This is a genomic window from Methylobacterium nodulans ORS 2060 (genome assembly GCF_000022085.1).
In the GTDB taxonomy this organism is placed as follows: Bacteria; Pseudomonadota; Alphaproteobacteria; order Rhizobiales; family Beijerinckiaceae; genus Methylobacterium; species Methylobacterium nodulans.
This window is the reverse complement of record NC_011894.1, coordinates 2,762,269-2,788,139: the sequence shown is the minus strand read 5'-3', so window position 1 is coordinate 2,788,139 and position 25,871 is coordinate 2,762,269. Positions and strand designations below refer to the sequence as shown.

Here is a 25,871-nt window from a genome sequence, read left to right as displayed (position 1 = left end):
CCAGATCATCCGTGCTCAGACCCGACCAGCCCGTGTCCGGTTCTGATGGGGATTGCCCCGCGGGGCCTGAGATCCGGTCAGGTCGGCACGGGGTATGGACGGTGTGAGTAATCGTTAAGCTTTGACAGGTCGTGGCCTGCGGGAGCTCCCAAGATCGATGGAGAACGGCAACTCGTTCGGTGCGCTTGACGGCCAAGTGCTGGGAGACTCGGTCCGTGGGTCATTCAATATTAGGTCGAGACCTCCCCGCTTGTTCAGGTCCTTGACGGCTGAGACAAGAATACTTGCGATCGGGGTCATCAGCTCGCCTTCTGCCCAGAACAGGCCAACGTCTTGGCTCACCACAGGCTCCACAACCTGCAGCGCTTTCGTGCCCCGGTGCAGGCCAGGCATTCGTGTGAAGTGTTCAGGTATAATTGTACAAAGGCCGCCGAACTGAACCTGAAACATCAGGTGCAGGATTGACTCAGACTCGACTTGCGGCCGTGGATGGCGGCCTACCTTGTCGAAGATCGTATCGACGAAACGGCGTTCATGGATTGCTGGACGAAGCATCGCGAGAGGCAGGTCTGCAACTTCACGCCAGGTGATGCTTGCACGATTCCGAAATTCCTCCGTGTCCGGAACAAGCACGCAGAGCTTTTCAGTATAGATCTTCAGTGAGTTGCGGCGCCCGAGCTCGGCAGTATCGAGATACGTGAGCGCGGCATCGAGGGAGAAGTTGTTGAGCCCTGTCTTCATCGCATCGTTGCCGAGGAATCGGACATCCATGACGACATTCGGGTGCTGCTTACGCACGAGTTGAAGCAGGACCGGAAGGACCGGCGACATCGACGGCATGGCACCCATCCGCAAGCGTCCCGACAGGTTTCCGCGCATCTCGGCGATTTCATCGCGCATCGCTTCGCAGTGGCCGACGACGTTGCGGGCCCATTTGACGACCCTCTCGCCCTCGGGCGTAAGCCCATGAAATCGCTGACCGCGCCCACGCAGGAAGATCGGCACGCCGATCTCGAGCTCAAGCTGCTTTATGCCCACCGATAGACTCGGCTGCGTAACGTTGCAGCGCTCGGCCGCCCTTCCGAAATGCTCCTCGTCCACTACGGCGAGAAGGTACTTGAACTGACGCAAGAACATCGGCGTTCCACCCTTGACCGTAAGCTCGTGAGTTCGCTCTCACTTTCGCTCGTGGCGGTCGAGGTTATCTCATAGATACGATTTCTCAAAATCGAAAATGTGCGATCTTTGCCTATCAGCTCCACCGGATCGGCACTCTCGCATCCGGCCGTGGCCACGAGGTTTGAAACGAGGGCGACCAAGGGCCGGAGCCGATGCCCGGTGATGATCCGGCCTGGCGCGGTTCAGGGCTCCCGCCAGAGAAGCGGACCAAATACTCCAAGGCGGCGTGCCACCTGCCGGCGTTGGGACATGCTTGCCTCCGCGACTTCAGGCGCGTTGCGCCGGGAGCGGGGTGACGATTTCGCTCGCGGGGTGCACCGCTCCAGCCCGCCCCGTGACCGCTCTGCCGGTTCGGCTCTCCCACCCTTTGCGCGGAAGAACCGCGGAGACGCGAGCGCTGCGCGATGCTTCAGGACAGGCATGGGCCTTGCCCTTCGCGCCTCGACCACTGTGCCCTGCGCAAGGGGCGGGCCTGCAGCGCCCGCCCTGTCGACCGCAGGTGCGCCACGGACCTCGCGCAGGGCGGTGCGCAAAGATATCTATGCCGAGAGTTTCACGGTTCCATGCCTTGGCGCGCCGGCTTCGCCCTGCTCCGTCGCGGTGTCCTTGACTCCGAGCGAGAAGGCGGTGGCGCTGGAAGGCTGATGCTGGGCAATCGAAGACGTGTTCGAGACCACCAAGACGGAACTCGGATGGCCCGCAGCGAGAGCCGCTCGTGGCACAACTGGCACCGACACGTCCCGCTGGCGATGCTGGCCTTCGCCATGCTGACGCGGGTGCGGCGGCTGGCGAACTGGTCTCCTCAATAGCCCTCAACGCCAAGCTTACCGGTGCCCTGGTCGATCGCAGAGTTCCGGCGCGCGGTGAATCGGCTTGGCGCTCTGGCGCATTTCAAGCGTAGAGCGAAATGTAAAACTAGGAAAAATTAACTGATACCAACCTTATTGCGACAATGGTACCAGTCGTTACGAGGATTACCGCAGCAATTGTGTGTAAGGTTTTTTCCGTAACTGAATGAGCAATCCTTGCACCTGCGATGCTGCCGGCGACGAGTCCGACCGTCAGCTGAGCTCCGATTTGAGTGTCGAGCGAGCCAATCAGGTAGGCGCCCGCCGTGGCTAAGCCCGCAACCGGAAGCTGGATCGTCTGCGCTAGACCGACCGCAGCCAGCACGGGGACGCCGAGCCACATCAGCAAAGGTACGAGAATTACCGGTCCTCCAGTCCCGGTGAGCGCCGAGATCAGACCAACAGCTGCGCCCAAGAGTCCCGCACAGGTAGCCCCCAGCGCAAACGGCCGAGCACGAACACGAGCTCCACCGCTCAGGCTGTTCAAGCCGGCTCCAGCCGCAAGAGCCGCGATGAGCATTTGAACCACAATCGGGTTTGCTTTCTGTACGGCCCACGCGCCAACCAATGCGCCAGGAGCTGCGCCGATGCACAGCGCCAGCGAAAGCTTCCGATCGACCGCTCCGCTACGGCCAAAGAGCAGGGTGCCAGACGCTCCCGTAGCGATGTAGCCCATCATCGCAGCTGCTGCAGCAGTACCGATGGGAATGCCACATCCGAGAGTCATCACCGGAACAAGGATGACTCCGCCGACGCCGACGCAGCCGATCATAAATCCTGCGAGCAGACCGAGGCCAAGAAGCGCCGGCGTCAGCATCACAATCGATCCGGTGAACATCTCGATGCTACCCGAACTTGTCGTATCGAATCCGGTCTGGCGTCGCACGAGCACCGACGATCAGGGCACGCAAGGCGCCATCGACCATAGGCGGTGGGCCAGCGATGTAGCTCATCGTGTTATCGTACCGATCCTCCATCGCCCGTGCACAGACCTCGTGCACCAAGCCGGAGGCCAGCCGAATCTCCGGGTGCAATGGATGCTGCTGTCCGCTGCAACTCTCGTGGGAAAGTGCGACGGTAATTTTAAGATTTCCGTCCGCCTCCTGCGAGTATCGGCTAAATTCATCTAAATAGAAGCAATCAGACAGCGTACGAACTCCAAAAAATACATAACCCCCGTGGTTGCGAAAATAACCGTCGCGTGTCGCTCGATCCAATATCGACATCATTCCTGCGATTCCGGACCCGCCGGCGATCAGCAGTAGGTTGTGGTCCTCCTCGGGGTGAAACGTTGCTCTTCCGAGCGGGCCGAATACCTCAATCGGTTCACCCTCCCGTGCTCGATCAAAGAGCCAGTTGCCGAATCCTCCTCCAATCTTCCGCTTGACCACGAAACTGAGGCGTTGCGCATTCCTTTCGTAATTCACCATCGAATAGGCCCGCATACCTTCGAGTCCTGCAACTCTCAGCAGCACAAACTGTCCCGCCTCGAAGGAAATCGGTTCCGACAGCGAAATCTCGAAATGGATGACGTCGGGAGTCAGGCGAGTGATGACATCCAGGCGGCCATCACAGCGGCGCGGCACCGCATGCCGCGGGAACCCTACGCCGACATTCGCCGGAACCCGGACCACGCAGTCGCTGAGCGGCCGCGTCTGACACATGAGGATTTCGCCTTTGTCGCGCTTCAAGCGACTCTGTCCCGGGGCCTCGTCCCAGCCAACCGCGACCTCGCCAGATACCACTCTGGCCCGGCAGCTTCCACAAGTTCCGGTTGCGCACTCATACGGGAGAGCAACCCCCTGACTCAGTCCGGCATGGAGGATCGGGTCATCCGGGTTACATGCAAATTCCAGGATTCCTGACTTGGACTGAACCTCAATGAGATGATTACCTGCTGCAGGCTTGGGTCTCTCCTGCACAGAACAAAGATCCTCGGCGGAAGGGCCAGCGCACGTATTCGGCTCATGCCTTAGCAAAGAAATCGTCGTCATCCTCGGCCTCTTCATCGAAATCATATTCAAGCTCTTGCTCAATAAGAGCATACAGACGATTGCCTTCCTGTTTCAGATCATAGGTTTTAAGGGGTTTCTCCGTCTCGCCAATGAGGTCCAAGTTTCGAAGATCCCAGGCCCACAGGTGCTTTGTGCATGTGAGCACGCAGCTCGCGATCACGCCGGATTCCTCAAGAGGTTCCTCCATATGAGGACAGATGGGCGGCATGGCGCGGAATCCCTCGCCATAATTCGCAACGACAATTCTGATCCCGTCAACGTCGACAAGTTTTAGCGAATTGCTTGCAATATCAGACGTATCGCACAAATATTTCCAGTTCATAGCTACCACCACATTTGTATAGTACCATAACGAGTCGGGCGAGTCCGATGGGAGATCGCGGAAATATCGACTAGAAGTCGACAGCTAGACGGTCTCGGCCCGAATCCATACTCAACCATGCTGTCTCGATGCTAGATCGGCCAATGCGATCCCTTGTCGAGCCGCCGATTCAGCAGCCTGACCTCACGTGACTTGAATCTGACGGACGTCTCATCGATTCGGAGTTGATCGTAGTACTTGCCAACCAAGAAAAGGCGGCTCTCTCCAGAGTCGATATGAGAGTTCGTCCCATCGAGCATGTGCTGAAATATGACGACGGATGAGATCGCCTGTGCCGTCCTGCCGTCCGGCGAAATCTCCACTGTGTAAACACTCGTATGACGGCTCAAAGGGGAATGGTCGGTGTTGTGCTTAGGCAATAGCCGGATCAAAGATTCAAGGTCTTTTCTGGACGCATGAAGGTAGGTCATGTCGTAGTTGATCTCGGGGCTCCACGATTTTATGTCATAGGTGAAATCCTCCGCGCAAAGCGCAAGCCAGTCATTCCAGCGCTGGTCATCCAAGAGAAGGCTGGCTTGATATACTGTATCTCGCACGGCTGCTTGCCGAAGATCTCCGTAAGCGCCGGACAGACTGGTATCAGAAGTCGCGATGAAGTGAGTATCCATTGTTGTGGTCTCTCATTCTAGTGTAACCTGCATCAAGCTGCTGCCGTGTCTGACCGCCGGGGCCAAGCGAGAGCTTGACGATTCCATTTCCCGGGAGGCCTGTTCGGTTCCTCCCAGGCGAGGAAAGCTGACGGAGTTCGACACTCCGCCAGTCGATCTCCGGCTACTCAGCTGCGATGGTTGCCGGCGGTGAGTAAGATTTCTCTGGATCGCTCGGAAGCCGATTCATCCAACGGCCCCACTCATCATAGTAATGCCGCATACCATTCTCGTCATGAATGGTCTGGTTTTCCTGGCGCCCGTGAAGAATACGACGAGACTCGGATCCAGGTCGCATGGTGACCCCTTGTCCCTGCACTCCGATGAGGTCCTCATGCAGGTTCCGGCCGAACGGCCCCCAGATCGAATTATGGTGGTTGATGCGGGTCTGGCGCTCTTCCTTGGTGTCGCGCTTCAGGCCTAAACCACGGAATTCGATCATTGTCTTGTTCGGCCCGAGGGGTGTCACGACATCACAGCGAAGGGCGGATCCTCGCAGATTGAAATTCATCCCGGGGAAGAGATCGATCATATACCACTGGTTTGGCGGAAGATGGGGGAACGACAAACCAGCGCGGCTTTCGAAACCTTCATACTGGTCATAGTTGACCTCGAAAGTTCCTACCACGATATGCCCGTGATCGAACGCCTCGTTCTTTCTCGCAAAATAGGCATCGTTGAACCCAGTGACACGGTTATGATAATGCATGAAATCGTGGTAGAATTCGCAATTCGTGTCATGCCAAAGCTTATAATTTGTGTCGACAATCGCCTTGTGGTAATGGAAAACTTCCAGGGGTTCGGCGTCCAGCGTCTTGCGCAGGCACTCGAAGGGAGCTCCTGCCCAATCTTCGAGGGGAACGGGATCGTCGGCCAGGCTGACCCACACAAATCCCCCGAACTTCACTTCGCAGCGGAGCCGGCGGAGCCCGACATCCTCCTTGCAGAGTCGGTCCTGGTAGCCTTCCTTCTCTCGGCTTACGTAGACGCAGCTGCCCTTCATGTCGAATTGCCAGGCGTGGAACATGCAGGTCATCCGCTTCGGATTGCCTGAAGGTTGGCCTTCGTAGAAGCTGCCGGACGGCCTGCGTTCGATGATCATACCGCGATGCGGGCAGACGTTGAGGAATGCTCGCACGACATTGTCTGGGCCGCGGCAGATGATGACCGGCTCACGCGCGATGCTGGTCGTCCGGAAGTCGTATGGCTTCGGCAGCTCTGATTCGTGGCAGACCGGAATCCAGGTACGCTTGAAAATCAGCTCCAGCTCTTCCTCAAAAATCGCGTCGTCTGTATAAACTCTGCTGTCGATCCACTCCCCACGCTGGAGGGGCGGATTAGCGGTCCACTGCTTGGAGTTCCTAGCGGGCATAGACGTCCCTCCTCGCGTTCTTGGTCAATCCGGAACAGTACGTGGCGAGGCAAAGCCGATCGCCCTTGTCGGATCAATATCGTGTGCCAGGGCGCATCAAGCGGCCCGATCTCGAGCTGCTTGAGTGTTGATTGCACTCTTCAGTTTCGCTTCCGGGCGCTCCGGAGCTGTCCCGGCATCACTGGAGGGGAAGATGGCCCACCGTTCGCCCCCGGGCTAATTAAACCTCTTTATCTGCCGATAGTTTTGCGCTGGGTCCAAAAGCGTGGAATGAACGTCGAGCAGGCAAGGGGCAAGGTGATCGCCACCGATGCCGCGAAGCCGCGTACTGCCGGCGTAAATGATTGTAAAATCACGAATAATTGGCGCCTTGTGGGATTGCCTGCTGGTGAGGCTCCGACGTGTGGGCTTCGGCGCTGTTCGGCGACCCGAGAGGCAATCGGCGAGCCAGTGATAGACGCTGCCGATCAAGCAACAGCGACGGTCAAATAGAAAGGCGATCCGGTTGGGGCTATCGAGGATCTGTTCGATCTTACGCTTAGCTGCCTCTCACCAGCGTCTCCGGTCGACGGCGCCCGTTCGAGCGCCGATCGGACCGGACGATATCAATCGTTTAGGAGAATTGTGCATGTCGAGTTCCGTCACGCCGGCGGCCGCCGGAACAGCTCCAAAATTCGGTACTATCCACGAGATTGCTCCGGGGCTGGTCTTTGCCGCTGCGGTTGCCATCGTGAGCACATGGCTGCAGCCTCTGCTGCCGAAGAGCATTCCCCTTCCGGCCATGGTTCTGGCGCTGCTTATTGGGGTCCTGCTGCATCGGTCTGCAACTCACGCCCTGTTCCAGCCGGGCATGCGCTTCTGTGTGAAATCGCTGCTGCGTTGGTCGGTTGCCCTGCTCGGGCTGCGAATTGCCCTGGGTGATATTTTCGACCTTGGCGTCGGCGCGGCCGTCGTCGTTGTAGCCGCCATGGCGGCCACGATGGTTTCCTCGTTCGTCCTGGCGAGAATCTTTGGGCAGTCGCCGATGTATGCAGCTCTCGCGGGGGCGGCCACGGCCGTCTGCGGAGCATCAGCTGCCCTGGCTACGTCGACTGTCGTCCCGAGTTATAGGGAAAAAGATGCTGACATCGCTTTTGTTGTCATCGGAGTCAATTTGCTTGCAACCGGAGCAATGCTTTTGTATCCGCTCCTTGGTCATTGGTTAGGCTTCACGGACCGAGCGACTGGAATTTTGCTGGGCGGGACAATCCATGATGTGGCTCAGGTGGTGGGTTCCGGATATTCGGTGTCGGAGGAGGCTGGAAACGCGGCGGTGATCGTAAAGCTCTTCCGCGTTTTCCTTCTACTGCCCGTCGTTCTCGCGGTTAGCTGCTATTTCACTCGCTCAGGGCTTCGCAGTGGTGAAGGCAAGGTGCCGATGCCGACGTTTGCTTTCGCGTTCCTTCTGCTCTGCATTGTCAACAGCGTCGCTCCTGGATACCCGGCAATTGCGCCCCTTTTTGCGTCCGTAAAGTCCGTTCTCATATCAATCTCGACCTGGGGGCTTCTGCTCGCAATTGCGGCTCTTGGCCTCAATACGTCGTTGCATGCGATCACGTCGCTTGGTTGGAGACATATTGCGACACTGGTCGGCTCAGCCTTCGTCATTTTTGCGACCATGGCAGCCGGCCTTGCAATACTCTGAGCATGAAAATGCGCCCGTGAGGTCAATCCCGGGCGCAGTGCTTTTACTGAGATGGAACTATGATTGGCTGGCTGTCATTGCGCCGACTTGTCGGCCTGAACTTGGTCTGATGGAGACGAATCCGGTGGATTCATCAGCCATGTTTTGAACGCAGGAGTCGCGTCGTTTTCGCGCTATGCAGCAATGGTCATAGCATCGAGAGAGTCCGGGTCAGCGTATCCGGCGCCGACCTGTCGCCGGTGCCTCTGAATTTGACGAGCAGTTCCTTTCATCTGGCCGGTTAGGCAGTACCATCCTGGTGGTGACCTCGAATGATCGTCTGTTCCTGCAATGTCTTGTCCGATGGCGCAGTGCGCGCATGCCTGAGCGGCAGCCCCACGGGCCCGCGTACGCCCGCACAGGTTTATGCCTGTTTAGGCTGCAGCCCGAAATGCGGACGCTGTGCCCGCACCATCCGCTCGATCATGCGAGTCGCGCTCGACAGGGTAGCGCATTCCTGCACGGCCGCTTGTACGAGCACCTGCTCTGCGGTGAAGGCTCAGAAGGCGGAGGGGGAGATCGCCGCCTGAGGCGCGGGTTGGAGCCCGGCCCCCGGCCTTGCGGATGACCCGAGCCTACGGGAGACACCCTTGTGACAAGAGTCGAGCGAGGCCGACCTCGCGAAGGTTGATACTGGCTCGTCACTCTGACGTCCGGCTGGCGCGCGATGACGTGATGCGCATGGTGGCCGCGATAGCCGCGGGCTATGTAGGCCGAGGAAGAATGTATTAGATTATACGGGCGAATGGTTTTCTAATATTTGGCAAAGGTTGGCGTTTGGCGCTATGCTCAAAGCTGGCCCGCTGAAGGTTCGTCAAAGCACGAACGCGAAGGTTTGCCGTGCTCCGCAGTGGCGAGTCGGGTGTCCCTCGCACGCCGATCTCACATGATGCCCACGGCTGTCGGGTATGGGCGTGCCACGATCCATGTCCATGATTCAGGTGCGGAGACGCGGTTATGAGACACCAACGAGTAAAATAGGTGCTTGATGCCATAGGCAAGTCGCCCGAGCATCCGCCCGTATCGGGCCACCTTGTCCAGACACGTCTCGGTCCATCCGAGAGCGGCCACCCTCCATGTCAGAGTCCATCGAATGATACAGAGACGAGAGATCCTCAGATTCGCCGGGCTAGGTGCGCTCGCCGTTGGTGGTGCATCTCTGAAGCCCGTGCGGGCCTTCGCGGACGAACTGGCGCGGCTGCCGTTCGGCAACGGCGAGCGCCCGCTCGTCGCCTATCCGGGCAAGCGCCCGCTCTTGGAGATGACCAGCCGGCCGCCGCAGCTCGAGACCCCCTTCGGCATCTTCGACGAGGGCGTGATCACCCCCAACGACGCCTTCTTCGTGCGCTACCACCTCGCCGACCTCCCGACCGCCATCGACCCCGACAGCTTCCGCCTGGAGGTCACGGGCCATGTCGAGACCCCGCTCTCGCTCTCGCTGGCCGAGCTGCGGGCGCTGCCGGGCAGCGAGGTCGTCGCGGTCAACCAGTGCTCGGGCAATTCGCGCGGCTTCGTCGCGCCGCGGGTCGCCGGCGGCCAGCTCGCCAACGGCGCCATGGGCAATGCCCGCTGGGCCGGCGTGCCGCTGCGCAGCGTGCTCGACAAGGCCGGCCTGCGCCGCGGCGCCGTGCAGGTCGCCTTCGAGGGCCTCGACGGGCCGGTGCTCCCGGCCACACCCGACTACGCCAAGGCGCTCGACCTCGACCACGCCCGCGACGGCGAGGTGCTGCTGGCCTATGCGATGAACGGCGCGGAGCTGCCCTGGCTCAACGGCTATCCCTTGCGCCTGGTGGTGCCGGGCTATTACGGCACCTACTGGGTCAAGCACCTGAACCGCATCACGGTGCTCGATCAGCCGTTCGAGAGCTTCTGGATGAAGTCGGCCTACCGGATTCCGGCCAATGCGTGCGCCTGCACGGAGCCGGGCCAGGCGCCCACGGCCACGGTGCCGATCGGGCGCTACAACGTCCGCTCCTTCGTCACCAACCTCGCCGACGGGGCGCGGGTGCCCGCGGGCGAGACCCTGTTGCGCGGCATCGCCTTCGACGGCGGCTCCGGCGTGACGGAGGTCGCGGTCTCGACCGATGACGGCCGCACCTGGAGGCGGGCGGCGCTCGGTGAGGATCTCGGGCGCTACTCCTTCCGGCCCTGGAGCCTGCGGGTCGATCTGGCGCCGGGGGCGCATGCGATCCGGGTGCGCGCGACGAACCGGATCGGGCAGACGCAGCCGCTCGACCCTCTGTGGAACCCGGCCGGCTACATGCGCAACGTCGTCGAGACCACCCGGGTGCAGGCGGCGTGAGAGAGGCGATGATGACGAAGCGATTCCTGACCGCCGCCGCGGCCGCGGGCCTGCTCGCCGGAGGCGCGGCGTTGGCCGGGCCGCGCACCTACGCGCTGCCCGAGCCAACGGCGCAGCTGAAGGAGCCGAGGGACAAGGCGCACGCAGCCGGGTACGAGGCCACGCAGGCCAACTGCCTGACCTGCCACTCGGTCGACTACATCGCCATACAGCCGCCCGGGAAAGGCCGAGCCTTCTGGGACGCCGAGGTGACCAAGATGATCAAGGTCTACGGCGCCCCGATCAGCGAGGCCGACGCCAAAACCATCTCAGAGTACCTAGCCGACAGATATTGAATCACTTGGCGGGCTTCTCGATCGATTCCAACTGAGCATTGAAGACATTGACCGATCAGGCTCGCCAAAATTGATAAATCTCCAGGATTTCATAAAAATATGCTTGTTCTCCCGAAATTGTAATGACAGTGCTGCCAAGCGACACGATCGATCAGCGCTCGAATGCTGAGCCAGTGTGATACCAACGGACCAAGATGCTGATGCGTCGGGCCGTTGGTCGATCTCGAACGTCCGTGGCAAGCCAAGGGCTTGGCGAAACTCTGAGACCGGAGCCAATGGACTTTTCTAATGCCCATTGTCATGCGGTCTGCATGTAGTGCATGCCAGGTCAGACTTACAGCGACCTGACCGCACGAATTGCGCCAAGCTACATCCAGCCTCAAACGCGCCGAAAATCTTGAAATCTCGCTTGTCTGGTTGTAGAGGCGGACGAGCGATGATCTGATGCCGCGGCGACCGGTGGTGTTCAAGGGCCAAGGCGCTTAGCCGGACGAGGAACCTTGAGGGTCGACACCAGTTGAGTGCCCTTGAGACGCCTCCGTGCCGGTTATTCGTATGCGCTTGAGCATTCCGCGCGAGGGCTGGCAACAAAGGTCTTGGGTATTTCCGATGTCCGTAGTTCTCGCAGAAGTTGCCACATTCACCTTCGGTTGCGCACTCATACATCGCTTCCGGGCGCATCCGAATTTGGTTACGTTGATCCTGGCCGCGCTTCTAACAGTTGCGATTGCCGCTGTGGCGACAATTCTAAACTGGCAAGTGATTGGCGACCTGTGCGGTCATGCCGGGAGCCAACTGCGTTTTTCATCAGAGTACTGCGGTGGCTTGGCAAGCTTCTGACCGTCCTGCGATCGGCCTGGGTCGGTGTCGACTGACGGCGAAGTGAATGGATGTCAACTTTCATCCATGCGCTGATAAGGCTGCAACACCCAACTGCGCCAGGAAGCTGCCTGTCACCATGGCGGGTGGTCGATCGACAGCTTCATCGCGCCGCCGACGAGCTGAGGCCGATTGTTCCTGAAGGGTGCCGCAGCTGCTGTGTGTGATGCCAGGGAGCGCCTGCGAGCGCCTCGCGGCACAGCGCAGCACTTCGGTCGCAGCGTGGCGGAAGAAGGAGATGCCGATTAGCGGGGTATGTAAGAGCTGCCATAGGCAATCGATCAGTCGCGTGTCTACAGCAGCGCTCGCGTATCGTGTCCCCTGCTGCTACTAATATACACATACCTTACCCTCTGCCTCGCGCTGCCCGCGGCGCTTCACTCACTCTGACGGAGAGACCGGCACCTCAAAAAAGAAAGCCGGACCAACTGGTCCGGCTAGAAGTAACGTTGAGCGGTACCATCACGGGTAAAGGTTTAACGGGCCTGCAAATCCTCCATCTCGTTGCTGGAGTTTCTATCAGACCGGCCGAGTGATTCCGGTCCAAAGAGGTAGGCGAGCAACGCACATAGCAGAACAATACAGGAGTACTTCATTGCGTCGCCCATCCCGCCGGGTGTAACGCTCGCCAGCCAGGCGATACCGAGGGGAGCGAAGATTGACGGAAAGCGCCCGAGTGCTACCGACCAGCCGAAGCCCGAACCGCGGATTTCAGTCGGAAACAGTTCTGCTACATGCACCATTCCGATTGCCCAAGAGCCACCAATACCGCCGAAAGCCAGGATTCCGAAGATCACGAACAAGGGGATCGATGTCGTTGAGAACATCACCCATAGAGAGGTGGCCAGGACGATAAGGGTTGATGCGCCCGCAGATTTGCGTCCGATTTTATCCGAAAGCGCTCCGCAACCGATCGAGAACACGAACATTGAGAGATTGAACAGACCCAGCGTTGCCACTGCAGCAGTCGTGCTCATCTTGAGCTGAGAAACCATGAACGGCACTGCGAAAACGGTTTCTGCGTAGTAAATGCATGCGAGCGAGACGTAGATCAGTGATCCCCAGCCGAGATTGCGTCGAAGCGCGGGGCTAGCCTTGAGAGAGGACCAGAACGAAGCGCGCTTGCGACGAGCCTGCTTCAGCTTCTCCATCGTGGCCAGATAGCTAGGGCTCTCCTCCAGTTGCATTCGCACGAACAGGATGATGATCGCCGGCAGGACCGCAAGGAAATACATCGCCCGCCATCCAAGCCATTCGAGGATCAACGCGGACACCAGCGCGGCATAGACGACCCCCAGGGCGTAACCGGCAAACATCAGGCCGGCACCAAAGCCTCGGTGCTTGCTGTCCCAGGACTCCACCACATAGGGCACACCGACCGTCAACTCCCCGCCGCCGCCCACGCCCGTTAAGAAGCGGCCGATCGCAAACTGAACCGGAGTCAGCGCGAGCCCTGTCAGGGCCGTCACACTGCCATATGCGAAGATCGAAAAGCCAAGCGTATGCTTTCGTCCAAATCGATCGCCGAGCATGCCGAACACACAGCTTCCAAGCATGTATCCGGCAATGAAGATCGATCCAATAAGCCCCATTGTCTGGATGCTTACGTCGAAGTCCAGGGCGATAAGCGCAAGCGTCATGCCATAGATATTAATGGCATAGGCGTCGAAAAGATAGCCCAGAGTTGCAGCCAAAGTGATAGTGTTGCGGGCTTTTTTGCTGATTTTTGGCTCTTCAACTACTGCCTTATCGACCACTCTGGCATCTTCGAATGCCTCGTCGAGGGGCCTTATCGTGCTAACTCCTGTGGTCATTCTAGCGTTCCTCCGATTTATGATTTCCGTGTTTGCCGATGACTACCCTTTAGTCAATCAGTTTCGCTGCATGACGCCTGCATCAAAAGTAACCATGTGTCTCACAAGTCTTCGCATTTAAAAATGTTACCCCGGGGCATGAAGATCCAGGAAGCCTTCCAGGTTTCGGCCCGGCGAATGCTGCGGTGCAAAATTCCGACTGCTGCGATGCGAAACTCAAGCGTCCCCTAAACCCTGCCGGCAATATGCCCGCTAGGCTAATATTTATTCGAGAGGTAGGGATAGGAGTTGCCTATGAAGACAGGGGGCTCGAATTACCAGGTCTGAGCGCGTCTTGAGAGGATCGGCGCCAGTGTTCGGGCTGGCCGGTTGCGCTGCCGAGGTCTGGCGGCTTCCCAGGGGCGCGGCATCCGGCGGCCCCCGGGCAATGCTCAAGGCCGCTCTCCGGCCCAGCCAGGCCAGCGGTGCGGATGAACAGGCCATGCGGCATTTCTGATCAGCGAGAACGTGCCCGGAGGCCGCGCGCACCGTCTTGCAGCGGACGCTGGAGGGAAAGCCGTGGTCCGCCATGAGGTGCTTGTTGGTCTTGGGGCGGCAGGCGGTGGAGACCCAGACCGCGCCCTCGGTATTGGCCTTGTCTACCCAAGCCCTTTCGCGTCTTGTCCACGTTGAAGAAGCCTGGCTTTCGGCCTGTCTGCTTCCTCCCGTCAACCCGGGCAGTTGGTCACGGGAAGCCTCGGAAGCGAGGGTTTTCGGATCGTCCAGGCGAACTGCCGCGGCTTGCTGGTGCTCGGGAGCGCGGTCAGATTGCTAGATCCTCTAAACAGCGCACGACGCGGGCTGTCCGAATAGGGGGTGCCTATCTCCCTATCCGAACTTTCAACTATTTTCGCTGCGAGGTGCGCCGCAAGTTGGTGTCTGTCGGATGCAGGCTCTCGAAGAGAGGGCAGGGGATCAGACGGGAAATACGCTGGCGGCCGCTCTCCTTGTTTTGGGATGGCGCTTACTGCAGTCGTATGGCTGCGACACATATTGGCCGCTTCATTGAAATGCCAGATCTTTAGGACGGAACGGGAAATGACTTCGAAGCGAAACCAGCCGATCATCGATATGCGCAACCGGCCCGCCTTCCTGCATCCGTTTTTCGGATCGGCACCTGGGACGCCGCAATACGACGTCGTGCGTTGGCTGAACAGACGCGTCGGCAGCCGTGAGATCGACCATTTTGCGCGAGCGCGCGACACCGCCGGGTTTGTCGCAGAGATGGATGAAGCCGAAATTTCGGCCGCCGTGATGGTTGCCCGCAGTGTCCCCGGCGTACGAGTCAGAAACGACGATCTGGCTGCCATCGCGGCCGAGGCACCGAACCGCCTGATCGGGGTTGCTTCCGTGGACCCGATTGAACTCGGCCGTGAGGCAGCGTTGGCCGAGGCGACACGCGCAGTGCGGGAACTTGGCCTGAAGGGCATCAACCTCGACGCCGGGTTTTACGCTGAGCCACTCAAGGCGAGCGACGAGCGCCTGATGCCTCTGTATGAGCTGTGCCAGACGCTAGGGGTTCCGGCCTTCATCATGTCCGGACCGACGACACCGGACTTGTCGTTTAATGATCCTCTTGCAGTTGATGTTGTTGCGCGCACTTTCCCCAGGCTCAAGATTGTTTGCAGCCATGGATTCTATCCACGCATTTCCGAGATCGTCACAGTCGCATTCCGTAATGAGAATGTCTTCGTTTCACCCGATATGTACACATTCTCGCCCGGAGGCGGCCTCTACGTCGAAGCCGCTAATGGATTTATGAAGGAGCAGTTCCTCTTCGGAAGCTCCTATCCGTTCCGCCCGATGCGACAGGGTGTCGAGGATTTCAGGGCGCTGGGTCTCTCCCAGGAAGCCTACAAGTATGCGACGTTCCGGAATGCTAATCGCATTTTCGGACTCGGGATCGAAAGCTGATGCCGGTCTGCGTCTCTTGCACAGATCCTCGCTAAGTTTGGCAGAAAGCCGGTGAGGGAGATTGAAACATGTCCGCAGAAGAATGGCCCTCTATGGCCGAGTCTGATCAGCAGCGCTTCGCGGAGGCACGACATCAGGTTCACAGCCTCCTGCAATGGCTCGCACGGATCGAAAAAAGCTACGGTCCGGCGGCCGGCAGCACTGCAGATGTCACGTTGCGGTGGTGTGATGCGCGGAAGGCCATCACGACGCGGCGCCTTGGGAAGGATCTGCAGTTGGAGCTGAGATTGCCGGAGATGGTCCTGCAATTCTGGGAGGGTGGACGGGCAGCCAACCACGCTCTCAGCGCAGAGGAGCACTCTCCGGCGCATGTCGAGGCTTGGCTTCTGATTGAGCTTCTCCATCGCGGGATCGATCGGAAGAGATTTACGAAGGAACTTCCGTACGACGTCTCTGGGCTGATGTCGGGCGACGGCGTGGAGTTTTCACCGGAACTCTACCGAAATGAACTGATCACATTGACTCAATGTCTGACGGCAGCCGCCGCGGCAATTTTGCAGGCAAGTGAGACAGCATCGCAAGATCCGGATGAAGAAATTGTCTTGCGGCCGAATGACTTCAGTCTTGAAGCCGCATTCGACTCCCGCCGCGTTCTGGGCTTCAAAGCGAGCGGTGCGAAGGTGGGAGAGCCGTTATTCTATATTCGTACGAGTGATGAGGGCGGCCGCACGGATGTCTGTAATGAGATCATCTTGCCCGTCTCGCGACTTCCGAGCAGCGGAGGCTGTGAGCGGCTGAGGATGTTCTTTCAGTCTCACTGACCATCTGCTGTGAACGTCATGCAACAAGAACTCCTGTATCGGGCATTCTACATCCGCCATGAGTGCGGGATGTTCATCACAGAAGAGGCAGTCATCGGTCCGTTGGCCTTTGAAATGACTTCGAGCGATATCAGCCGAATACAACGTGCCATCGACGAACTTTGGTTCAGCATACGTCATGACTCGACAGGGCCGAGTTGGCTCGTTCCGGCCCTCGTCGAGCACAATCAAACCCGCATAGACCTGGACGGCATCGTTCTCGACACAGAGTTGCGGCAGTCAGTGCATTATTGAGGCGCGCACCCCGCCGCTCGTGACAGTGCTCTCGTGCACGGATGCGGTAAAATGGTGCATGGATCGCATTGATTCCATCTGCTGAATTCATTATACTATGCTCTACCTATAAGTGATCCATCCGCATCGGTGCACTTGGGTGGCTCCTGGCGCGGTATGCGTGCCGGGAGCAGGCCCGGTATGTCCAAGCTTCCCGAACGAGATGCGCTCGGTACGGGTTTGTCGCGGCAGATCGAGCAGCGTAGCAGATCTGCCCCCACGATGTTCGGCTGGAATGTTGGTTGTGTCGGAATGCGTTGCGCATTGAACTGGCGCGGCAGGCTCACGCAAATCCGACACGGGACGCGTCATGAGACGGCGCAACCGACAGCAAGTTGAGCTCGATCCGGTTGCTCGCAAATTTGTTCTATCAGCTCAGCAGCTCAAATCGGCCGTTGGATTGGCAGCAATGCCAACTCATTCCAATTGACAACCAGGCTCACTGACGAAATTTTTACGCGGCAACGGTGGCGGGGTTGGATGACCTATCGTTAGTCATGGCAGGGTCACATTGTTTGTGCGGCGTCAGTCCGCTCTCGCATGGCTTTGTGGAAGAGTATAAGCTGACGCGAGTTGGACGACCTGGAGTGCCGCGCCTCAGGTGTACCGGGACAGCCGCAGCTGCCCTGGTTGGAGCGCGGGGGCACTCAGGTCGCGCGGCAGGAGGGGCAACCGGTCGGGTGGTGGGCCATCTGGCTCGCTGGAGGAGAGCAAAGTGTGGCTTCGGACGCCTTCTGGTCGGAGTTGGACGATTTGAGTGGCCAGTGGAACTGCGAGCCGTCGCGCGCCGAATTGTTTGAGCAGTTCACCTCGGCGGTTTACACCACGGACGCGGAAGGATGGCTGACTTACTACAACGCAGCCGCTGCCGATCTGTGGGGATACCGGCCCGAGCTTGGAAAGGCGCGCTGGTGCGGCTCCTGGCGCATCTTCACGCCCGAAGGTGCGAACCTGCCGCTCGAGCAATGCCCGATGGCGGTGGCCCTGAAGGAGAGGCGCACCGTGCGTGGCGTGCAGGCCGTGCTGGAGCGCCCGGACGGAACGCTGATCCCATTCACGCCCTATCCGACGCCGCTGCGGGACGCGTCCGGTGCGATCGTGGCGGGCTCCAACATGCTGCTGCCGCTGGCCTCACCGGCTGCACCGCGCGACTTCGCCCTCCCGGGCGATGCGTCGCCTGCCATGCAGCCGCAGGAGTCGAGATCCGGGCTGGCACTTGATGACCTGACGGGCGGCCTCCAGGCAACGCTCGCGGCGCTTGCTGATGTCGAGGTCGAGTTTCAGCTCGACCGCGAGCGCCTTGATGGCTGGTCTGGACCAGCCTCGGAAAGGGAACGCATCATCGCTCAGCTGGAGAGCAAGCGGGCACGGCGACGTGCGTTGCTGAGCGAGCGGCTCGATGAGCTCCAGGTGCAAGCCATGCGACTGACCTCGAACATGCATCGCGACGGGTTCGACGCTTAGAGCCGTGCCCGACCCCGGTCGGGTCGGATCACGGCTCTCAAGCCTTGTTCTCACGCGCTCACTTGCGCCGAACCGGCTTCCGCTTCGGCGGCGAGCGCTCCAGCCGCACGGCACGGGAGCGATGAGAGGCCGAGAGCAATTCAGCTTGCGTTGATCGGCGAACCGCGAGGCAGATTGACAGGCCGCCGGACGCGGCTGTCGGCTTGCACAAGGGGCCGGGGAGCCGTTTCTCCCCGGCCGATGCGATCACGCGGTTGCGTGCGGCGACTGATGAATCAGCCACAGTTCGACCGCTGCCAGGATCGCGACGCCGAGCCCAACGGCAACAGCGGTCCAGGTCGCATATGCCAGGCCCGCGAAACCGAGAGCCCACGGCGAGACCGCGACCCACAAGCCGGCCACGAGGTTGATCCACTCCTCCCATTCCTGAAAGGCGATCACCGCCGCGAGCGCGACGATGGCGATCACAAGGCCGCAGATCCAGGCATTCCATGGCGCGGCCTGCTCGCCGGAGTAGCCGAACAGCCAGGGCGAGATGAACAGAACAGCGGCAGCCGCAGCGTTGACGAGGTTGATGGCCGTCATTTCACTGCGCGATTTCAGCAGATCCATGGTTGACCTCCTCATCCTCAGGCAAGATTGCGCGATTGGCTGCGCGGGCCTCTCCGTCCCCACGTCCGGTCTTCGGCGACGAGGCGGCCGAGACTCCCTTCGTGGATGCTGCCCGAGGCAGCGCATCAGTCCGCCAGCGGCCAGGATCGCCGCGCCGTCCGCCCGCAAATCTGATGTGCTGGGCCTTGCAGCCTTGGCCGTTATTAGAGATGGTAGCAGTTGGCGCTCTTTCAAGGGCCTTGCCATAAGAAAAACTGCAGTAAATGGCTGGACGTACGGCACTGGCGCCCGGGCCACGTCCAGGATCGACTTCACTGCCGCGCTGATCGAGTGATACAGACAGGCGATCTGATCGGACTGCCTGCAGCCATTCGCTCGCTGGCCTGTCAGATCTGCTCGGACCGTCCATCCTGGATCGGGGTGCGCCGTGTCTCCGTGCTCAGACGCACGAGGTCCGCAACACCGAGCCTGGCGCCGGGATGGAGCGTAATGCACGGCGGTGAGCACTGCGCCCGAATCTCGGGAACGTTTTGGCACCAGCTGCATCTGACGGCTATTCGAAGCAGCAGCAGGCAGCAGCGCCATGGTCGAGCGCCCGCTTCATCAGTCCCCAGCGGACGAGGCAGAACTCGTCGAACACGCACGTCGCCATAGCCCCGCGGCCATCCGGCTCATCCTTCAGCAACAGAACCGGCGCTTGTACCGGATCGCGCGGAGTATCGTCAGGGATGACAGCGAGGCAGAGGACGTGCTGCAGGAAGCCTATGTGCGAGCCTTCACGCGCCTGAGCACCTTCCGCGGCGACGCGCGTTTCAGCACGTGGCTGGCCCGCATCGTCATCAACGAGGCGCTGGGCCGGCTCCGGCACCGCCGCCCAACTCTGGAGCTGAGTGCCGTGATGGCGCGCATGACAGGCGCCCAGATCATCCCATTTCCGCACGTCAGCATGCCGCCCGACCCGGAAGCTCTCATGGCACAACAGGAGATCCGCGCACTGCTCGAGCAGGCCATCGACAGGCTCCCGGATGCATTCCGCACGGTTCTGGTCGCACGCTTGGTGGAAGGCCTGAGCACCGAGGAAACCGCGGAGCTGCTCGGCATCAGGCCAGAGACGGTCAAGACCCGTCTGCACCGTGCGCGGCGGCTGCTGAAGCGCGATCTGGAGGAGCAGATTGGTCCGGTGCTGGCGGGGGCCTTCCCCTTTGCCGGCTGCCGCTGCAGGTGTCTGACCGAGGCTGTGCTGGAGCGGCTCGGCCTCGCGTAGCACGCGGGAACCTTCTCACTCGTTCAGCATCCAACTGCGCGCAGAAGGGCCATCTGCATGGCCCAGCGATGGAGAGACGCGATGCTCATGAGAGGAACCCCGGCTTTGGCCGCGTTGGTCCTGAGCGCGGTCGCGGTTGGCGCGCAAGGCGCCAAGCCGAATGATGCGCAGATCGCGCATATCGCCTACACGGCGGGACAGATCGACATCAAGGCTGCCGAACTCGCGTTGCAGAAGTCCAAGAACAAGGAGGTCCGCGCTTTTGCAGAGGACATGGTGCGCGACCACAAGGCGGTGAACGAGAAGGCGCTCGGGCTGGTGAAGAAGCTCCACGTCACGCCGGAGGACAACGACACCAGCAAGTCGCTCGTCAAGCAAGCTGACGAGAAAGAGGCTTCACTGAAGAAGCTCAATGGCGCTGCGTTCGACAAAGCTTATGCTGAGAACGAGGTAAGCTACCATAAGACTGTTAATGATGCACTTGAAAACACGCTCATTCCCTCGGCGAGCAATCCCGAACTGAAGGACCTGCTGCGCACGGGCCTGAAGATCTTCCAGGGGCATGAGCAGCATGCCGAGCACGTTGTTCAGGTGCTGAAATGAGGTGCAAGCCCATGGTGCGGCTGCTTTGCCCGGCATGGCTTCTGGGACTGACGATCTGCCCTTTGCCTACAGTTGCGGCAGAGACAATCCGCATCCGGATTGAGGATCTTGCCTACACACCGCAGCACGTCGCAGCGCATGTGGGCGACGCAGTCGAGTGGACCAGCCGCGACTACGTCGCGCATACGGCAACAGCACGCAACAGGGAGTGGGATGTGGTCATTCCCGCGGGCGGAATAGGACGCGTCATGCTCACGCACGCCGGTAAGGTTGAGTACTACTGCCGGTATCACCCGAACATGCAAGGGAGCATCTCGGTCGCTGCGCCACCCTAAGCATCCTTCGCCGAAGCGTCCCCCGGTTCGGCGATAAGAATGAGGCGGAAGCAAAGACATCCAAGCCGGGTGGCGGGGCGCAGCCGCGCCTCCCTGCTTGGACTGATGGGCCATCATCGGGTGGCTCTCGGCCGAACTTGATACCGTCGGCGCATTCAACTGCCGCGCCGCGAGTTCCGCCAAGCGCGAGATGCGGGTGGACGCGAACGGCCAGCGGGACAACCGAGCCGCTTTGTGCGCGCCGCATTGTCTGTGACGAACCGGGATCCTCTTCGTCGGACTATGCTCTGGCTTCGCACAGGGAAGAGCAGCGGGCTCTGCCTCCCATCCTGGCACATCCAGCACGGAATGCCGTTTACGGTCCCTCAGGGCCGCAGACGAGGAGCACGGCCGTAAAAAGGTCATCCTTGCTCGCTCAAGGCACTGACGGCTTAGCCGTGGGAGCCAACAAGATGACCCTTGTCCGCCTGTCCAAAACACTGGTCGTTGCAGCCGTTGCCCTACTGTTCAGCCTCGTCGCCTTTGGCAACATCACGGATTTCGGCACGAACCTGCCCTTCGTGCAGCATGTGTTGATGATGGATACGACCTTCCCAGGCGCAACTATCCGCTACCGTGCTGTCACGGCTCCGGCTCTGCATCAGGCCGCTTATCTGATCATCATCATGATTGAAATATCTTCTGCCGCTCTGTGCTGGATTGGTTTCATACAACTTCTTCGACACTTGAGAGGCAAAGCGGTCGCATTCAATCGAGCGAAGAGCGTTGCGATTGCTGGCCTGACACTCGGTTACTTGCTCTGGCAGGTGGGTCTTATCGCGATTGGCGGTGAATGGTTCGGCATGTGGATGTCGCATGAGTGGAACGGCATTGAGAGCTCGTTCCGCTTTCTTGTCATGACCTTGGGTGCGCTTATCTACGTCAGCCTGCCTGACATGGACACGCCGGCATGATGCCTCGAAAAGAGACAGCAACAGCTGCAGGAAAGGTGGTTTGTCCGCGGCAGCACCATAATACGGCTTGCGCGCCGGCAGCGCTCTGAACCATCCGACCGTCGATCGCGCGCATCTCAATAGCGCTTCGTGCTCGACGGTCGGGGAACCTGGAGCGCTCCCCATCGAGTGGACACCAGTTCGGTGCAAGGCAGCGCGTGACAGCAAGACCCGAGAGCCGTGATCCGACCCAACGGGGGCGGCACGGCTCTAGTGGATCGATCGAAGGTCCGCGGTCGGCCGCTCGACGACATCGGCTCCCATCGGGGCCGGCGTCTTCGCTGGCCTAAAGTGCGCATCCGCTCTCTGGCGCACCCTCATCAGGGCAATGCGGATCATCTCGCCGCTCAGGATCAGAACACCGGACGGTCTTCGAGGAACATAGCGCAGCGTTTGCCACTTTTTTTCCTCATGCGGCCAGATCATCTGCCAGTCCGCTGCCGTACCCAGGGAGTTGTACGAAGTCAGCCCATCTTGGTAGCAGAATCTAAGTGTTTCATGAAATAACAAAAACCCAGGTGACAGCTTTCCGTAACTTTCATCGTATCCGATCTTGAGGTCGTACAAAACATTCTTGTAGCAGGCTGCCAAACGACATGCGATTGCAACGCCATCAATCTTCATGAGATAGATACGGAGCATGTTCGATTGTGCGAGAGCATGCGCGTATAGTCGAAAAAACATTTCCCGGTTTCTGCTTGAAAGAACCGCGCTTTTGCTCTTTCCCTTCCAGCCAGATCCCTCAATTCGAAATACTTCGTTCAACAAAGGGTCTACGTCCGCGCCATGCGGCGCATATGCGAGGAACTCAACGCGGCCGAGGGCCTCGGCCCGCCTGCGGCAGCGCCGCAGAGTCTGCCTCCGTGATGACGAAACCTGTTTCTCTAGCGCGCTGTAATCCGCCGTCAGCGGGATGCACAGCGTGGTTCCCCCGTCAGTCGTAATGAGGGGAGTCGAATCGCGCGCAACCGATTTCACGATGCGCAACTCCGGATCGTTCCGATTCAAGCGGCTGAGAAGAAAAGGAAACCGTGTTTCGAACAACTGGAAGATCAATTCCCGAAGCGACTCCTCATTCAGATATAAAAGACCGCTTGGTTCGCAGATATTTTGACTGATAAATTCGAGACGACGTACACCAAAGAACCTCCGAAGAACCAGAGGTGCCGCAGCGACAAGCTTGTGTGCATCATATACAGCAATAACGTATAGATGTCCATTGGTAAAAGAAGCCGAAATGAGTGATATGAATAATTCGTGCCGAAGAAGAGGGTTTCCTAAATGATCCGCCAGAACATTCCACTCGTCCGCAATGCCTTTAAATTCATCAAGGGAGGTAATCTTACGAACCGAGTATCGATTCGCGCCACGGTTTAGCGCGCGCATTGACGTCCCCCCTTCGCACCGAATTATGAAGCTTCGAGCACAATGTCGATGACCATTGCCCACCCACTCAAGAATTAATCCCACATTTTTCATAGATTCCCGTAATATAGAGGGCTACTCCTGAATTGACTGGATTGGACCCAAGGTACCTATTGACAAATCCCCGAGAGGCAGTTTGGGCTTGCGCATTGTGCAATCGCGGTTCGATCTGGCATTCCTCCGGCCTCGATCTCTGGCTGGCTTGGCCCGGAGCAACGCGTAGATCCGATACGGGCTTCCCGAGCCGCTTCCAGCACGATCACCCTGCGGACAGTACAATGGACGCCGGGCTCGGCCTGCATGCCTGTCCATCTGCTCACGGCGCGCTGCACCCGTGATGCTACCTGACCGTCGCTGTGCCTGATGCGCCTATGGTCTCGATCCTGCCGATTTCGCACGTGCGCAGTCGATGGAGCTGCAGCGGGTCGGGCTTCGCACAGCGCCCATGAAGCATCTTCGGTGTGAAAGGGGGCTCGTCAGCGGCATACACCACGGCAGAAGGGCAGGGGATACATGAGAATGGGAAAGACCGCGCGGTAGCGCGCCGGATGATACCAGCTTATGTGGGACCGCCGGGAAGCATCTTGGATGCACGCTAGCTGCTTCTCGAAGCTATCTCCACGGGACCGGCTCGCTTGATCCACGCCATGGCGTTTTGATTCAGCGAAAGCGTGCGCATCTGCCGGCAGAACCGCCAAGAGAAGTGCGACTTTGAGAAAGCCTTTTGCTTTCATGGTCCCTCTCCTTAACGATCGCCCTCCCGTGAGCATTCCTGAGGAGAAAGAGGTGTGATCACCTGTTTCTGCCTCGCAGAAACAGGTGTCGGTGCGCCAGAGCACAAGGCAAGCGTTGCGACGTAGCTGGCGCATGGCGCTGACTGTCTCCGCGCCCCGTTCGAATCCGGCAGGCCGCGCTGGGCGGCTGCTCCGCGGCCAGCGCCGCAACGTTCCGAGTGGGCAGCGCCAGATAAGACCTTGGCCCGCTCCTGCCGGCGAACGACAGTCAGGCGAACACCCGGCGCTCTGCGCCGATCATTCGATCAAGGCAATCCAGGCGCGCGCCGTCACGGCAGCGGCAGAGGACCGGGCCTGATATCGCTTGGCAACCTCGACGGTGTCTTCGAGCCCTGCCGAATCGCGGCCTGCACTCTGACCATCAACGCCGCGCAGCCGCCCATCGACATGGCGCGGCCGGAGAAATGGAAGGCGGACTGAACGACCATGCAAGCTTGGTCCCGGAGGGGCATGGTGATGAACTGCATCACTCCCCCGCACCGGGTCGGCGTCGTCCGGTGAGCTGGCAACCGCCCGCCACACGCGACGCGCCAGCCCGCTAATCCTTAAGTACTAATTCTTATGGCTTATTTGCATGAGGTCGGAAGGCATTTGAAAACAATGCGTCAGCCGAGAAATTGCCTTATCGTCGATGCCAGTGATCTGTATGTGTGCTGGTGCGATCTCGCCGTGCGAGACACGCGCCGACTTCGGACGCCTCGTTGAGCACGGAGCCAGGCCGGTCATGCCGCTACTATGAAAGAACCTGTATTTCTTATTGCAAGAGTTGTAGTATCGGCTCTTCATCTCGCCGATGGGGAGCCTTCGCGGTGCACTGTCATAAATAATGCCGATCTGCGCAATTTGTGCTTGTCGATTGAAAACGCAGACTCGTCCTACTGCCGGCGGATCCGCGATCCTGATATGCGCAGATGGTGCCGAACCCAGAGCAATGATTACAGCCACGAGGAGGAAGAGCCAGGCCTGCGGACGGAGGACAGCGCCGTCAAGATATTCGCAGCCGCGCCGCCGGGACTGACTGAGGCGCTCTCTCTGAACACCCTCCGTCCCGTCGATCGCCACGGCGGGCTCGGAGACCAGTCCTCCGGCAACGCGGTCGCCCTGACCGGACAGTGGCGGGTCACCGCCGCCGGGCTCGATCTGGCCCGCTGCGCCAGCCATTCGTTGCGGGCCGGGTGTTGTCACGACATGCGTATTCCAAGCCGGAGTGGCGACTGTGCTGATCTGAAGGAGGCCTAACGTTCTCCATCATTGGCTGTATCGCCGGCACGTTGAGAAGTCCGATCCAGCAGGAAATCGCATTATACCACCAGCCCAAGATGCTGACGCATCGGGCCGTCGATCCATCTCGAAGTGTCGATGCCAAGCCGCAGGCTCGGCGATCATGCGAGAACGGAACCAGCGGCCATTTCCAATGCCCGTTGGTATTACTCCTCGTCGCCGGGATTCCGGGCGGGCATCCAGGGGCACAGCCCGCGCCTGACTCCGAAGGCGTTGGGGCCAGAGCAGTCGAGGTCGCCGGCCCAGGGATGCACGCGGATCGTCCATGGGTCGACTTCGCCGATTCCGACGGCCGGATAGGGTCTTCGGACCAGGACAGTCCGCCGGTGAGGCACCGGTCTGGAGACCACGACGGGATGGGTTCTTCGGACCAAGACGGTCCGCTGATGCGGCATCGGTCTGGAGACGCGTTCCGCCCGATGCGAGCGGAGGACCGGCGGCGACGGTTGCTGGACGACCAGCCGTGGAGGCCGCCGGACGGTGGCGACGGCGCGGTTG

General features: G+C 59.8%; 23 protein-coding genes and 2 pseudogenes. 13 read left to right on the top strand and 12 right to left on the bottom strand.

From position 1 onward, the window contains the following. Window positions 1-114 precede the first annotated feature (114 nt). A complete protein-coding gene (locus MNOD_RS12940) occupies window positions 115-1,137 on the bottom strand; it encodes a LysR family transcriptional regulator (protein ID WP_015929347.1) in 1,023 nt (340 codons plus the stop codon). A gap of 690 nt (window positions 1,138-1,827) precedes the next feature. On the opposite strand from MNOD_RS12940, the pseudogene MNOD_RS48990 reads away from it, so the two are divergent. Then, window positions 1,828-2,108 (top strand): annotated as a pseudogene (locus tag MNOD_RS48990) (hypothetical protein); the annotation flags it as partial. On the opposite strand, the gene MNOD_RS43145 reads toward MNOD_RS48990, so the two are convergent. The 6 genes and pseudogenes from MNOD_RS43145 to MNOD_RS12920 form a co-directional block, all read right to left on the bottom strand. Then, window positions 2,095-2,844: a sulfite exporter TauE/SafE family protein gene (locus tag MNOD_RS43145; RefSeq protein WP_015929346.1), complete on the bottom strand. Its 750-nt coding sequence runs from the start codon at window positions 2,842-2,844 to the stop codon at window positions 2,095-2,097. The pseudogene MNOD_RS48990 and the gene MNOD_RS43145 sit on opposite strands and share 14 nt — an antisense overlap. A 28-nt stretch (window positions 2,845-2,872) precedes the next feature. Further along, a complete protein-coding gene (locus MNOD_RS12935; protein ID WP_244424784.1) occupies window positions 2,873-3,718 on the bottom strand; it encodes an FAD-binding oxidoreductase in 846 nt (281 codons plus the stop codon). A gap of 15 nt (window positions 3,719-3,733) precedes the next feature. Then, window positions 3,734-4,021 (bottom strand): annotated as a pseudogene (locus MNOD_RS50595) (2Fe-2S iron-sulfur cluster-binding protein); the annotation flags it as partial. Then, a complete protein-coding gene (locus tag MNOD_RS41460; RefSeq protein WP_015929344.1) occupies window positions 3,993-4,364 on the bottom strand; it encodes a Rieske 2Fe-2S domain-containing protein in 372 nt (123 codons plus the stop codon). The pseudogene MNOD_RS50595 and the gene MNOD_RS41460, both read right to left, overlap by 29 nt. 131 nt (window positions 4,365-4,495) lie before the next feature. Further along, the gene (locus MNOD_RS12925; protein ID WP_015929343.1) at window positions 4,496-5,032 is read right to left on the bottom strand and encodes a nuclear transport factor 2 family protein; all 537 of its coding nucleotides are present in this window, start codon (window positions 5,030-5,032) and stop codon (window positions 4,496-4,498) included. 163 nt (window positions 5,033-5,195) lie between these two features. After that, entirely contained in the window at window positions 5,196-6,443 is a 1,248-nt protein-coding gene (locus tag MNOD_RS12920; RefSeq protein ID WP_015929342.1) for an aromatic ring-hydroxylating oxygenase subunit alpha, read from the bottom strand. 628 nt (window positions 6,444-7,071) lie between these two features. Between MNOD_RS12920 and MNOD_RS12915 the strand changes: the two genes are divergently transcribed. The 4 genes from MNOD_RS12915 (at window position 7,072) to sorB (ending at window position 10,803) form a co-directional block, all read left to right on the top strand. Next, window positions 7,072-8,127 (top strand): YeiH family protein, encoded by a 1,056-nt coding sequence (locus tag MNOD_RS12915; protein ID WP_015929341.1) that lies wholly within the window; start codon window positions 7,072-7,074, stop codon window positions 8,125-8,127. 311 nt (window positions 8,128-8,438) lie between these two features. Then, complete coding sequence (locus MNOD_RS43140) at window positions 8,439-8,696, top strand: (2Fe-2S)-binding protein (RefSeq protein WP_015929340.1); 258 nt, start codon at window positions 8,439-8,441, stop codon at window positions 8,694-8,696. 563 nt (window positions 8,697-9,259) lie between these two features. Continuing rightward, a complete protein-coding gene (sorA, locus tag MNOD_RS12910; protein WP_015929339.1) occupies window positions 9,260-10,468 on the top strand; it encodes a SorA family sulfite dehydrogenase catalytic subunit in 1,209 nt (402 codons plus the stop codon). An 11-nt stretch (window positions 10,469-10,479) separates the two neighbouring features. Continuing rightward, window positions 10,480-10,803 carry a SorB family sulfite dehydrogenase c-type cytochrome subunit gene (sorB, locus tag MNOD_RS12905; RefSeq protein WP_015929338.1) on the top strand — a complete coding sequence of 108 codons (324 nt, stop codon included), beginning with the start codon at window positions 10,480-10,482 and terminating at the stop codon, window positions 10,801-10,803. Window positions 10,804-12,158: 1,355 nt separating this feature from the next. On the opposite strand, the gene MNOD_RS12900 is transcribed toward sorB, so the two are convergent. Beyond that, window positions 12,159-13,496, bottom strand: a complete 1,338-nt coding sequence (locus tag MNOD_RS12900; protein WP_015929337.1) for an MFS transporter — start codon at window positions 13,494-13,496, stop codon at window positions 12,159-12,161. 1,077 nt (window positions 13,497-14,573) lie between these two features. Between MNOD_RS12900 and MNOD_RS12895 the strand changes: the two genes are divergently transcribed. The 4 genes from MNOD_RS12895 to MNOD_RS12880 all read left to right on the top strand — a co-directional run bounded on the left by MNOD_RS12895 (window position 14,574) and on the right by MNOD_RS12880 (window position 18,067). Continuing rightward, window positions 14,574-15,449, top strand: a complete 876-nt coding sequence (locus tag MNOD_RS12895) for an amidohydrolase family protein (RefSeq protein WP_015929336.1) — start codon at window positions 14,574-14,576, stop codon at window positions 15,447-15,449. 68 nt (window positions 15,450-15,517) lie between these two features. Next, complete coding sequence (locus MNOD_RS12890) at window positions 15,518-16,270, top strand: hypothetical protein (RefSeq protein ID WP_015929335.1); 753 nt, start codon at window positions 15,518-15,520, stop codon at window positions 16,268-16,270. Window positions 16,271-16,288: 18 nt separating this feature from the next. Next, window positions 16,289-16,564 carry a hypothetical protein gene (locus MNOD_RS12885; protein ID WP_157091454.1) on the top strand — a complete coding sequence of 92 codons (276 nt, stop codon included), beginning with the start codon at window positions 16,289-16,291 and terminating at the stop codon, window positions 16,562-16,564. A gap of 756 nt (window positions 16,565-17,320) precedes the next feature. After that, entirely contained in the window at window positions 17,321-18,067 is a 747-nt protein-coding gene (locus MNOD_RS12880; protein ID WP_015929334.1) for a PAS domain-containing protein, read from the top strand. Between the two features lie 246 nt (window positions 18,068-18,313). Here MNOD_RS12880 and MNOD_RS12875 read toward each other — a convergent pair whose 3' ends face one another. Then, entirely contained in the window at window positions 18,314-18,679 is a 366-nt protein-coding gene (locus MNOD_RS12875) for an SPW repeat protein (RefSeq protein ID WP_015929333.1), read from the bottom strand. A gap of 583 nt (window positions 18,680-19,262) precedes the next feature. On the opposite strand from MNOD_RS12875, the gene MNOD_RS12870 reads away from it, so the two are divergent. The 4 genes from MNOD_RS12870 to MNOD_RS12855 all read left to right on the top strand — a co-directional run bounded on the left by MNOD_RS12870 (window position 19,263) and on the right by MNOD_RS12855 (window position 21,834). Beyond that, complete coding sequence (locus MNOD_RS12870; RefSeq protein WP_015929332.1) at window positions 19,263-19,943, top strand: RNA polymerase sigma factor; 681 nt, start codon at window positions 19,263-19,265, stop codon at window positions 19,941-19,943. Window positions 19,944-20,024: 81 nt separating this feature from the next. Beyond that, a complete protein-coding gene (locus MNOD_RS12865; protein ID WP_015929331.1) occupies window positions 20,025-20,546 on the top strand; it encodes a DUF4142 domain-containing protein in 522 nt (173 codons plus the stop codon). Between the two features lie 11 nt (window positions 20,547-20,557). Further along, window positions 20,558-20,881: a cupredoxin domain-containing protein gene (locus MNOD_RS12860; RefSeq protein ID WP_015929330.1), complete on the top strand. Its 324-nt coding sequence runs from the start codon at window positions 20,558-20,560 to the stop codon at window positions 20,879-20,881. 452 nt (window positions 20,882-21,333) lie between these two features. Further along, window positions 21,334-21,834 (top strand): DUF2165 family protein, encoded by a 501-nt coding sequence (locus MNOD_RS12855; RefSeq protein WP_015929329.1) that lies wholly within the window; start codon window positions 21,334-21,336, stop codon window positions 21,832-21,834. Between the two features lie 249 nt (window positions 21,835-22,083). Here the strand turns inward: MNOD_RS12855 and MNOD_RS43135 are convergent, their stop codons facing one another. From MNOD_RS43135 to MNOD_RS46455, 3 genes are all read right to left on the bottom strand, one after another. Further along, window positions 22,084-23,259 carry a GNAT family N-acetyltransferase gene (locus MNOD_RS43135; RefSeq protein WP_015929328.1) on the bottom strand — a complete coding sequence of 392 codons (1,176 nt, stop codon included), beginning with the start codon at window positions 23,257-23,259 and terminating at the stop codon, window positions 22,084-22,086. A 1,102-nt stretch (window positions 23,260-24,361) separates the two neighbouring features. Further along, window positions 24,362-24,559, bottom strand: coding sequence for a hypothetical protein (locus MNOD_RS12850; protein WP_043748617.1), 198 nt, complete (start codon window positions 24,557-24,559; stop codon window positions 24,362-24,364). A gap of 85 nt (window positions 24,560-24,644) precedes the next feature. After that, window positions 24,645-25,277, bottom strand: a complete 633-nt coding sequence (locus MNOD_RS46455; RefSeq protein WP_157091452.1) for a hypothetical protein — start codon at window positions 25,275-25,277, stop codon at window positions 24,645-24,647. Between the last annotated feature and the right edge of the window lie 594 nt (window positions 25,278-25,871).

Coding starts and splice junctions, on each gene's coding strand:
- MNOD_RS43145 (WP_015929346.1), bottom strand. CDS start 2,844: ATGCTGACGCCGGCGCTTCTTGGCCTCGGTCTGCTCGCAGGATTTATG.
- MNOD_RS43135 (WP_015929328.1), bottom strand. CDS start 23,259: ATGCGCGCGCTAAACCGTGGCGCGAATCGATACTCGGTTCGTAAGATT.
- sorA (WP_015929339.1), top strand. CDS start 9,260: ATGATACAGAGACGAGAGATCCTCAGATTCGCCGGGCTAGGTGCGCTC.
- MNOD_RS12850 (WP_043748617.1), bottom strand. CDS start 24,559: ATGCAGTTCATCACCATGCCCCTCCGGGACCAAGCTTGCATGGTCGTT.
- MNOD_RS12875 (WP_015929333.1), bottom strand. CDS start 18,679: ATGGATCTGCTGAAATCGCGCAGTGAAATGACGGCCATCAACCTCGTC.
- MNOD_RS12925 (WP_015929343.1), bottom strand. CDS start 5,032: ATGGATACTCACTTCATCGCGACTTCTGATACCAGTCTGTCCGGCGCT.
- MNOD_RS12915 (WP_015929341.1), top strand. CDS start 7,072: ATGTCGAGTTCCGTCACGCCGGCGGCCGCCGGAACAGCTCCAAAATTC.
- MNOD_RS43140 (WP_015929340.1), top strand. CDS start 8,439: ATGATCGTCTGTTCCTGCAATGTCTTGTCCGATGGCGCAGTGCGCGCA.
- MNOD_RS12885 (WP_157091454.1), top strand. CDS start 16,289: ATGCAACAAGAACTCCTGTATCGGGCATTCTACATCCGCCATGAGTGC.
- MNOD_RS12900 (WP_015929337.1), bottom strand. CDS start 13,496: ATGACCACAGGAGTTAGCACGATAAGGCCCCTCGACGAGGCATTCGAA.
- MNOD_RS41460 (WP_015929344.1), bottom strand. CDS start 4,364: ATGAACTGGAAATATTTGTGCGATACGTCTGATATTGCAAGCAATTCG.
- sorB (WP_015929338.1), top strand. CDS start 10,480: ATGACGAAGCGATTCCTGACCGCCGCCGCGGCCGCGGGCCTGCTCGCC.
- MNOD_RS12870 (WP_015929332.1), top strand. CDS start 19,263: ATGGTCGAGCGCCCGCTTCATCAGTCCCCAGCGGACGAGGCAGAACTC.
- MNOD_RS12920 (WP_015929342.1), bottom strand. CDS start 6,443: ATGCCCGCTAGGAACTCCAAGCAGTGGACCGCTAATCCGCCCCTCCAG.
- MNOD_RS12895 (WP_015929336.1), top strand. CDS start 14,574: ATGACTTCGAAGCGAAACCAGCCGATCATCGATATGCGCAACCGGCCC.
- MNOD_RS12855 (WP_015929329.1), top strand. CDS start 21,334: ATGACCCTTGTCCGCCTGTCCAAAACACTGGTCGTTGCAGCCGTTGCC.
- MNOD_RS12940 (WP_015929347.1), bottom strand. CDS start 1,137: ATGTTCTTGCGTCAGTTCAAGTACCTTCTCGCCGTAGTGGACGAGGAG.
- MNOD_RS12860 (WP_015929330.1), top strand. CDS start 20,558: ATGGTGCGGCTGCTTTGCCCGGCATGGCTTCTGGGACTGACGATCTGC.
- MNOD_RS12890 (WP_015929335.1), top strand. CDS start 15,518: ATGTCCGCAGAAGAATGGCCCTCTATGGCCGAGTCTGATCAGCAGCGC.
- MNOD_RS12865 (WP_015929331.1), top strand. CDS start 20,025: ATGCTCATGAGAGGAACCCCGGCTTTGGCCGCGTTGGTCCTGAGCGCG.